The sequence below is a fragment of the Streptomyces sp. NPDC002785 genome (genome assembly GCF_040295565.1).
Classification (GTDB): Bacteria; Actinomycetota; Actinomycetes; order Streptomycetales; family Streptomycetaceae; genus Streptomyces.
Map to the genome: position 1 here is coordinate 1 of NZ_JBEOVN010000231.1, position 10,542 is coordinate 10,542.

At 73.0% G+C, this 10,542-nt stretch carries 2 protein-coding genes; both read left to right on the forward strand.

Annotation, left to right across the window (positions count from 1 at the left end; genetic code table 11):
* The coding region (locus ABTZ94_RS32930) for an SDR family NAD(P)-dependent oxidoreductase (protein ID WP_351206367.1) at positions 1-8,535 on the forward strand (8,535 nt) is incomplete at its 5' end.
* Between the two features lie 50 nt (positions 8,536-8,585).
* Positions 8,586-10,542 (forward strand): type I polyketide synthase (locus ABTZ94_RS32935; protein WP_351206369.1); only part of this gene is annotated, 1,957 nt, incomplete at its 3' end.

Sequence of the window (10,542 nt, forward strand, 5' to 3'; positions counted from 1 at the left end):
ATTCCGATTGTTTCTGGTCTGACGGGTGCGTTGGTTTCTGCTGAGGAGGTGACCAGCCCGGCGTTCTGGGTGCGTCATGTCCGTGAGGCGGTCCGTTTCCTGGACGGAATCCGTGCGTTGGAGGCGCAGGGCGTCACCATGTTCGTCGAGCTCGGCCCCGACGGGGTGCTCGCGGCCATGGGCCAGGAGTGCGTCACCGGTGAAGACACGGCCTTCGCGCCGGTACTCCGCGCCGGGCGCCCCGAGGCCGAGGCGCTGGTCGCGGCCGTGGCGCGGGCACACGTCCGTGGCATGGCCGTGGACTGGACGGCGTTCTTCGTCGGCACCGGTGCCGCGCGGATCGAGCCGGGCGCACTGCCTACGTACCCCTTCCAGCGCCAGCGATACTGGCCGAAGGTGTCCTCGCTGTACCTCGGTGATGTCACGGCCGTGGGACTGGGCGAGGCCGAGCACCCGCTGCTCGGAGCGAGCGCCGAACTTCCGGACGCGGGCGGCGTGTTGTTCACCGGGCGCCTGGCGCTGTCGACGCACCCGTGGCTGGCGGGCCACACCATCATGGACACGGTCCTGCTGCCGGGCACGGCTTTCGTGGAACTGGCGATCCGGGCCGGTGACCAGGTCGGCTGCCCACACCTCGATGAGCTGACGCTGGAGGCGCCGCTGGTACTGCCCGAGCAGGGCGGCGTTCAGCTGCGGCTCTCGGTCGGTGCGGCCGACGAGACGGGGCGGCGCCCGCTGTCGCTGTACTCCCGGCTTGAGAACCTCCCGGCCGAGGAGCCGTGGACCCGGCACGCCGGCGGTGTGCTGGCAGCCGCCGACGGTCTGCCGCAGCCCGACTTCGAGTTGACAGCCTGGCCTCCGGTGGACGCGGTCGAGATCGAGCTGGGCGACCGCTATGCGGGTCTGCTGGACATCGGCTTCGCCTACGGCCCCGACTTCCAGGGCCTGCGCAGGGCATGGCGGCGCGACGGCGAGATCTTCGCCGAGGTGCTGCTGCCCGAGGAGACCCAGGAGGAGGCGGCCCGCTTCGGTCTGCACCCGGCGCTGCTGGACTCCGCACTGCACGCCATCGGCCTCGGTGGCCTCGGCGTCAGCGACGATACGGGCCGACTGCCCTTCGCCTGGGGCGGAGTGTCCCTGTACGCGGGCGGGGCTTCGGCGCTACGCGTCCACCTCGCGCCGGTGGGCGCCGAGAGCGTCCGGCTGAAGATCGCCGATGTGACCGGCGCGCCGGTCGCCGCCGTCGAGTCGCTCGGCCTGCGCCCGGTCTCGGCCGAACAACTGCGGACCGCGCGCACCGCCTACCACGAGTCGCTGTTCCACATGAAGTGGACCGGACTGGCGAGCGCCACCGAGACGACTGACACGGGACGCTGGGCCGTGCTGGGGCCCCGTGACCTCGTCGGTGCCGACGTCTCCTCGTACGCCGACCTGGCCGTGCTCGCCGCGGCGGTCGATGCCGGTGCCCAGGCACCGGAGTTCGTCTTCGCCTCGCCCGGCAAGGGTGAGGGCCGGGACGCGGCCGCGACCGCGCACCACGCCGCCGCGGAGGCGCTGGGCCTGGTGCAGGCGTGGCTGGCGGACGACCGGTTCGCCGACTCCCGGCTGGTCGTGCTGACCGCCGGCGCGGTGGCCGCCGCGCCGGGCGAACCGGTGGCCGACGTGGCGCGGGCCGCCGTGTGGGGCCTGCTGCGGTCGGCGCAGTCGGAGAACCCGGACCGGCTGCTGCTGGTCGACCTCGACGGCGACGACGCGTCCTTCCGCGCGCTCCCCGGCACACTGGCGGTAGGCGAGACACAGCTCGCGCTCCGCGCAGGCGTGGCGTACACGCCGCGGCTGGCCCGGGTGGCCGTGGACACGAACACCGGGCGAGAGTTCCGCCCGGCCGCCGACGGTACGGTACTGGTGACGGGCGCCAGCGGTTCGCTGGGTGGGCTGGTGACCCGGCATCTGGTTGCCGAGCATGGTGTGCGGAACCTGTTGCTGGTGAGCCGGCGGGGTGCTGAGGCGCCGGGTGCGGAGGGACTTGCCGCCGAGCTGGCCGAGTCCGGCGCGGCCGTGACTTGGGCGGCCTGCGACGCGGCCGATCGTGAGGCGCTGGCCGCTACGCTGGCTGCCATCCCGGCGGAGCACCCGCTGACCGCGGTGGTGCACACCGCGGGTGTGCTGGACGACGCCACGATCGGCTCGTTGACGCCGGAGCGGCTCGCGCACGTATTCCGCCCGAAGGTGGACGCGGCGTGGAACTTGCACGAGTTGACGCGCGGGCTGGACCTGACGGCGTTCGTGGTGTTCTCATCGGCGGCTGGTGTCTTCGGTGGTCCGGGGCAGGGTAACTACGCCGCCGCCAACGCCTTCCTGGACGCTCTCGCTCAGCACCGTGCCGCTGCCGGGCTTCCGGCCAGTGCGCTGGCATGGGGTCTGTGGGCCGGTGGCGGTATGGGCGGCACCTTGGACGAGGCCGACATCAGTCGCATGCGGCGCGCAGGTGTGCCGCCGCTGTCCGTCGCGGACGGGCTGCGGCTCTTCGACGCCGCTCTGGAGACGGGTGACGCGGCGCTGGTGCCGATGCGGCTGGACATTGCGGCGCTGCGCACGCAGGCCGCGGCCGGCTCCGTCTCGGCACTGCTGCGCGGCCTGGTCCGCGTTCCGGCGCGCCGCGTGATCGACGCCGTCGTGGCGGGCGTGGGGGAGTCGGGTCTGGTGCAGCGGCTTGCCGGGCTCAGCGAGAGCGAGCAGGAGCGGTTGCTGCTGGACCTGGTCCGTGGGCAGGTGGCCAACGTGCTCGGCTATGCCGGTGCGGAGACGATCGGTTCGGGCCGGGCGTTCAAGGAGCTGGGCTTCGACTCGCTGACCGCGGTGGAGCTGCGTAATCAGCTGAACGCGGTGACGGGGCTGCGGCTGCCCGCCACTCTCGTCTTCGACTATCCGGACCCGAGCGTCCTCGCCCGCCACCTGCGGACCGAGCTGGTAGACACCGGAACCGCGGCGCTCGCCCCGGCTCCCGTCACGGCGGCCGTCGGTGACGACGAGCCGATCGCCATCGTCGCGATGAGCTGCCGCTACCCGGGCGGGGTGCGCACCCCCGAGGACCTGTGGCAGATGATCGCCACCGGCAACGACGGCATCTCGCTCTTCCCCGACAACCGCGGATGGGACCTGGACGGGCTCTACGACCCGGACCCGGAGACCCAGGGCACCTCCTACGCCCGTGAGGGCGGCTTCCTGCACGACGCCGCCGAGTTCGACGCGGCGTTCTTCGGGATCTCGCCGCGCGAGGCGCTCGCCATGGACCCGCAGCAGCGGTTGCTGCTGGAGACCGCCTGGGAAGCGTTCGAACGCGCCGGGATCGACCCGCTGGCGGTGCGCGGCAGCCAGACAGGTGTCTTCGCCGGTGTGATGTACCACGACTACGGCTCGCGACTGCACGCCGCGCCGGAGGAGGTCGAGGGCTACCTCGGCACCGGCAGCTCCAGCAGCGTCGTATCCGGCCGGGTGGCGTACACCTTCGGTCTGGAGGGCCCGGCCATCACGGTCGACACGGCCTGCTCCTCGTCGCTGGTCGCACTGCACCTGGCCGCGCAGGCGCTGCGCAACGGCGAGTGCACCCTGGCGCTGGCCGGCGGTGTCACCGTGATGTTCACGCCCGGCACCTTCATCGAGTTCAGTCGGCAGCGCGGGCTCGCCGCCGACGGCCGCTGCAAGTCCTTCGCGGCCGCCGCCGACGGCACCGGCTGGGGCGAGGGCGCGGGCATGCTCCTGCTGGAGCGGCTCTCCGACGCCCGGAAGAACGGCCACGAGGTGCTGGCGATCGTCCGTGGCTCGGCCGTCAACCAGGACGGTGCGAGCAACGGCCTGACCGCACCCAACGGCCCGTCCCAGCAGCGCGTCATCCGGCAGGCGCTGGCCAACGCGCGGCTCTCCAGCGACCAGGTGGACGTGGTTGAGGCGCACGGCACGGGTACGACGCTGGGTGACCCGATCGAGGCGCAGGCGCTGCTGGCCACCTACGGCCAGGACCGCCCCGCCGACCGCCCGCTGTGGCTGGGCTCGGTGAAGTCCAACCTCGGCCACACCCAGGCCGCCTCCGGCGTGGCCGGCGTCATCAAGATGGTGCTGGCCATGCGGCACGAGCTCCTGCCCAAGACACTGCACGTGGACGAGCCCTCGCCGCACGTCGACTGGTCCGCCGGCGCGGTCTCGCTGCTGACCGAGGCCAGGGAGTGGCAGCGCGCCGGGCGTCCGCGCCGGGCCGCCATCTCCTCCTTCGGTATCAGCGGCACCAACGCACACGCCATCATCGAGCAGGCCCCGGCGGCCGACGAGGCCGAGACCGCACCGGAGACCCCCGGGTTCGGTGCCGGGCCGGCCTTCGTGCCCCTGCTGCTGTCCGCGCGGGGCGAGGACGGGCTGCGGGCCCAGGCCCAGCGGCTTCGCGCCCGCATCGGCGAGCAACCGGGGACGGCGGGCGCCGACCGCACGGAGTCCGGCCTGACCGACCTCGGCTACTCGCTGGTCACCACCCGCGCGGCGCTGGAGCACCGGGCCGCACTGGTCGCCGCAGACCCGGACGAGGCACTGCACGCCCTGGACGCGCTGGCGCGCGGCGAAGCCGATCCGGCACAGGTGCTGCGCGGCGTCGCGACCGAGGGCAAGGTGGCGTTCCTGTTCTCCGGTCAGGGCAGCCAGCGGCTCGGCATGGGCCGTGAACTGTACGCCGCCCACCCCGTGTTCGCGGAGGCGCTGGACGCGATCTGCGACGAGCTGGACCGGCACATGGACCGACCGCTGAAGACCGTACTGTTCGGCGACGACGCCGAACTGCTGGACCGGACCGGCTTCACCCAGCCCGCGCTGTTCGCCATTGAGGTGGCACTGTTCCGCCTGGTCACGGCCTGGGGCATACAGCCGGACTACCTCTCCGGCCACTCCATCGGCGAGCTCGCCGCGGCGCACGTCGCGGGAGTGCTGTCCCTGGAGGACGCGGCCGCACTGGTGGCAGCCCGCGGCCGGATGATGCAGGAACTCCCGGCCGGTGGAGCGATGATCGCCCTCCAGGCATCCGAGGACGAAGTGCTTCCGCTGCTGAACGAGCGCGTGGGCATCGCCGCCCTCAACGGCCCCACCTCCGTGGTCGTCGCCGGCGACGAGGACGCAGCGCTGGAGATCGCCGCAGGCTTCGAGGCGCAGGGCCGCAAGACCAAGCGGCTCACCGTCAGCCACGCCTTCCACTCGCCGCACATGGAGCCCATGCTCGCGGACTTCCGGAAGCTCGCGGAGAAACTGACCTTCCACGCCCCGAAGATCCCGGTCGTCTCCCACCTGACCGGCACCGTGGTCACAGCCGACGAGATCCGGCTGCCGGAGTTCTGGGTCCGGCACGTCCGCGAGGCCGTCCGCTTCCTCGACGGCGTGCGCGCTCTGCACGAGGCCGGCGTGACCACCTTCATCGAACTCGGCCCGGACGGCGTGCTCTCGGCCATGGCCGAGGAATGCCTGACCGACGCCGCCGACGCCGCCGACGTGGCCTTCGTGCCCGCGCTGCGCGCCGGCCGGTCCGAGACACGGACACTGGCCACTGCCCTGGCCCTGGCCCATGTGCGGGGCGTCACCCTGGACTGGGCGGCGTTCTACGCCGGCACCGGCGCGGCGCGCGTCACCCTGCCGACGTACCCCTTCCAGCGCCGCCGCTACTGGCTGGACGTGGGCATCTCCGCCGAGGACGTTGCCTCCGCGGGCCTGGAGACGGCGGACCACCCGCTGCTGGGCGCGGCGGTCGAACTGCCCGACACCGGCGGCCTGGTGTTCACCGGCCGGCTGTCGCTGCGCACCCACCCCTGGCTGGCCGACCACGCCGTCATGGACACCGTGCTGCTGCCGGGCACGGCCTTTGTCGAACTTGCACTGCGCGCCGGCGAAGAGGTCGCCTGCGACTGCGTCGACGAGCTGACCCTCCAGACGCCGCTGGTCCTGCCCGAGCAGGGCGCGGTGCAGCTGCGGTTGGAGCTGACAGCCGCCGACGAGGCAGGGCGGCGTGGCCTGAGCCTGCACTCCCGCCGCGAGGAGGCCGACGCCGACGAGCCGTGGACCCGGCACGCCACCGGCTTCCTGACCCCCGGCCCGACCGTTGCCGCCGAGCCCTTCGACGCGGCCATCTGGCCCCCCACCGAGGCGATCGCGATCGACACCGGCGACTTCTACACGGGCGCGGCCGCGGCCGGACTCGGCTACGGACCGGTGTTCCAGGGCCTGACAGCCGCCTGGCGCAGCGGAGACGAGCTGTTCGCCGAGGTCCGGCTCCCTCAGGGGTACGAGACCCAGGCCGGCGCGTTCGGGCTGCACCCGGCGCTGCTGGACGCCGCCCTGCACACGCTGGGCCTGGACGGCTCCGGCGAGGGCGCACGGCTGCCGTTCGCCTGGACCGGCGTTCGCCTGCACGCCGCCGGCGCCGCGGGCCTGCGAGCCCGGCTGCGACCGGCCGCCACCGGAGGAGGAGTGGCGCTCCAGCTCGCCGACAGCACCGGAGCGGCCGTGGCCTCCATCGACGGGCTGGTGCTGCGCCCGGTCTCGGCGGAGCAGCTGGACGCCTCGCGCACCGCACACCACGAGTCGCTGTTCCGGCCGGAGTGGGCCGCACTGCCACTGCCCTCCGAACAGACCGGCGAGATCCCGCTGGGCGGCCGCTGGGTGGCACTGGGCGGGGAGCCGTTCACGGTCGCCGGCCGGACGCTGGACGCCCACGCCGACCTGGCCGCTCTCGCCGACGCGGACGGACCGGTCCCGGACGTGGTCTTCGTACCGCTGCCCGGGGCCGGCACCGGGCAGCAACTGCCCGACGCCGCCAGGGCCGCAGCCCGTGACGCCCTGGAACTGGTGCGGAACTGGGTGAAGGACACCCGGTTCGGTGACGCACGACTGGTGTTCGTCACCCGCGACGCGGTCGCGGCCCGGGCCGGCGAGGACCTCGCAGACCCGGCCCACGCCACGGTGTGGGGCCTGGTCCGTTCGGCGCAGTCGGAGCATCCCGGACGCCTCGTCCTGGTCGACACCGACGCCACCGACGCCTCCCAACGGGCACTGCCCGCGGCGCTGGCCACCGACGAGCCGCAGCTCGCGCTGCGCTCCGGCGGTGCGCACGCCTTCCGGCTGGCCCGCGTCCCGGTCCAGGACACCGGCCCCGGCACGGAGTTCGACCCGTCCGGCACGGTGCTCCTGACCGGCGCCGGCGGCACGCTGGGCACTCTGTTCGCCCGCCACCTGGTGGCCGAGCGGGGCGTACGGCACCTGCTGCTGGCCAGCCGGCGCGGCGAGCGGGCCCCCGGCGCAGTCGAGCTCGCCGCCGAACTGACGGCACTGGGCGCCGAGGTCACCTGGGCGGCCTGCGACGCAGCCGACCGCCAGGCGCTGGAGCGGCTCCTCGACGCGATCCCCGCCGAACACCCCCTGACCGCGGTGGTGCACACCGCGGGCGTGCTGGACGACGGCGTGATCGGCTCGCTGACCGACGTACGGCTCGACGCGGTGCTGCGCCCCAAGGTCGACGCCGCGTGGAACCTGCACGAGCTGACCCAGGACCTGGACCTTTCCGCGTTCGTGCTCTTCTCCTCCGCCGCCGGTGCCTTCGGCAGCGCGGGGCAGGGCAACTACGCCTCGGCCAACACCTTCCTGGACGCCCTGGCCCAGCACCGCGTGGCCCGCGGCCTGCCCGCGACCTCGCTCGCCTGGGGCCTGTGGGCGGCGGCCGGCGGCATGGCGGGCAGCCTGGACACAACCGATGTGATCCGGATGCGGCGCGGTGGCTACGCGCAGCTGCCACAGGACGAGGGCCTGGCGCTCTTCGACCTGTCCGGCATGCTGAAGGAGCCGGTGCTGGTCCCGATCCGGCTCGACACCAAGGCGCTGCGCGCCCAGGCCGCCGCCGGGATGCTGCCCACGCTGCTGCGCGGCCTGGTACGCACCCCCGCACGGCGGGCCGCGGAGACTGCCGGCGTCGTCGCCGCCGCGACCACCGGCTCGCTCACCGAGCGGCTGGCCGGGCTCTCGGAGGCGGAGCGCGACCGGGAACTCCTGGATCTGGTGCGGACACACGTGGCAGCCGTGCTCGGTCATGCCGGGCCGGACGACGTCGACACCGGGCGGGGCTTCCTCGACCTGGGCTTCGACTCGCTGACTGCCGTGGACCTGCGCAACCGCCTGGGCGCGGCCGCCGGGCTGCGACTGCCGGTCACGCTGATCTTCGACTACCCGACACCCACCGCACTCGCCGGATATCTGCGCGAGGAACTCGGGTTGGACGGCGCGGACTCCGCACTGCCACTCGTACACGCGGAACTCGACAAACTCGAAGCGATCCTCTCCGTGATCGGTCCGGACGATGTCGAACGCCCCGGAATCGCCGCCCGTCTGCGTGATCTCCTTTCGAAGTGGAACGAGACGCAAAGCGCGACGGACAGCGCTGCCGGGGACCGTGAGATCCAGTCCGCTACCGCAGACGAGATCTTCGATCTGCTCGATGACGAACTCGGGCTCAACTGACCAGCTCCACGTGAGCTTTCGGAACTCTTAGTTACGTGGGGATGGCGCAAATGGCTGTGGCGAACGAGGAGAAGTACCTCGACTACCTCAAGCGGGCGACGACCGATCTGCGCGAGGCGCGTCGGCGGCTGCGTGAGGTGGAGGAGCGGGAGCAGGAGCCCATCGCCATCGTGGCGATGAGCTGCCGCTACCCGGGCGGGGTCCGTACCCCCGAGGAGCTGTGGGAGCTGGTGGCCCGCGGCGCAGACGCGGTCTCTCCGTACCCTGTCAACCGCGGCTGGGGCGACGATGTGCTCTTCGCCCCCGACCCGGAGACCGGACACGAGGAGTACGTCCGCGAGGGCGGCTTCCTGCACGACGCCGCCGACTTCGACCCGGCGTTCTTCGGAATCAGCCCGCGCGAGGCGCTGGCCATGGACCCGCAGCAGCGGTTGCTGCTGGAGACCACGTGGGAGGCGTTCGAGCGGGCAGGGATCGACCCGACGGCCCTGCGCGGCAGCCGCACCGGCGTCTTCGCCGGCCTGATGTACCACGACTACGCCTCCCGGCTGTACTCGGCACCCGAGGACGTCGAGGGCTTCCTCGGCAACGGCAGCACCGGCTCCATCGCGTCGGGCCGGGTGTCGTACACCTTCGGCCTGGAGGGCCCGGCCGTCACCATCGACACGGCCTGCTCCTCCTCCCTGGTCGCCCTGCATCTGGCCGCGCAGGCGCTGCGCACCGGCGAGTGCACGCTCGCCCTGGCCGGCGGTGTCACCGTCATGTCCACCCCCGGCACCTTCACCGAATTCAGCCGCCAGCGCGGCCTGGCCATCGACGGCCGCTGCAAGTCCTTCGCGGCCGCAGCCGACGGCACCGGCTGGGGTGAGGGCGCGGGCATGCTGCTCCTGGAGCGGCTCTCCGACGCCCGCAAGAACGGCCACCCGGTGCTGGCCCTGGTCCGCGGCTCGGCCATCAACCAGGACGGCGCCAGCAGCGGTCTGACCGCGCCCAACGGCCCGTCCCAGCAACGCGTCATCCGCCAGGCCCTGGCCGGCGCCCGGCTGTCACCCGGGCAGATCGACGTCGTCGAAGCGCATGGCACCGGTACCACGCTCGGCGACCCGATCGAGGCGCAGGCCCTCTTTGCCACCTACGGCCGCAACCGGCCGGAGGAGCAGCCGCTGTGGCTCGGCTCGGTGAAGTCGAACATCGGTCACACCCAGGCCGCCGCCGGTGTCGCGGGCATCATCAAGATGGTCATGGCGATGCGGCACGGCGTGCTGCCCAAGACCCTGCACGTCGACGAGCCCACCCCCAATGTCGACTGGACGGCAGGCGCGGTCCAGCTCCTGACCGAGACCCGCTCCTGGCCGGAGACCGGCCAGCCGCGCCGCGCCGCCGTCTCCTCCTTCGGTATCAGTGGCACCAACGCCCATACGGTGCTGGAGCAGGCCCCCGAGCCGGAGCCCGCCGCCGCGGCCGAGGAGCCGGTCGGCGCCCCGGGCACGGCGCTGCCGTTGTGGACCCTGTCGGCGAAGAGCCGGCCCGCCCTGCGGGAACTGGCCGCGAACCTGCTCGCCCATGTGGCCGCGCACCCCGAGCTGTCCATCACCGACCTCGGCTACTCCCTTGCCACTGGCCGCGCCGCCTTCCACCACCGTGCGGCGGTCGTCGCGGACGATCGCGAGGGCTTCCTCCAGGCCGTGACGGCCCTCGCCCACGAGGAGCCCGCAGCCGGACTGGTTCAGGGGAAGACCGTCGGCGGCAAGCGCGCGTTCCTGTTCACGGGTCAGGGCAGTCAGCGGCTCGGTATGGGCCGTGAGCTGTACGACGCCTTCCCCGCCTTCGCGGAGGCGCTGGACGCGGTGTGTGCCGAGCTGGACCGGCACATGGACCGTCCGCTGAAGGGTGTGCTGTTCGGTGACGACGCCGAGCTGCTCGGCCGGACGGGCTTCACCCAGCCTGCGTTGTTCGCGGTCGAGGTGGCGCTGTTCCGTCTGGTCGAGGCGTGGGGGCTGCGTCCTG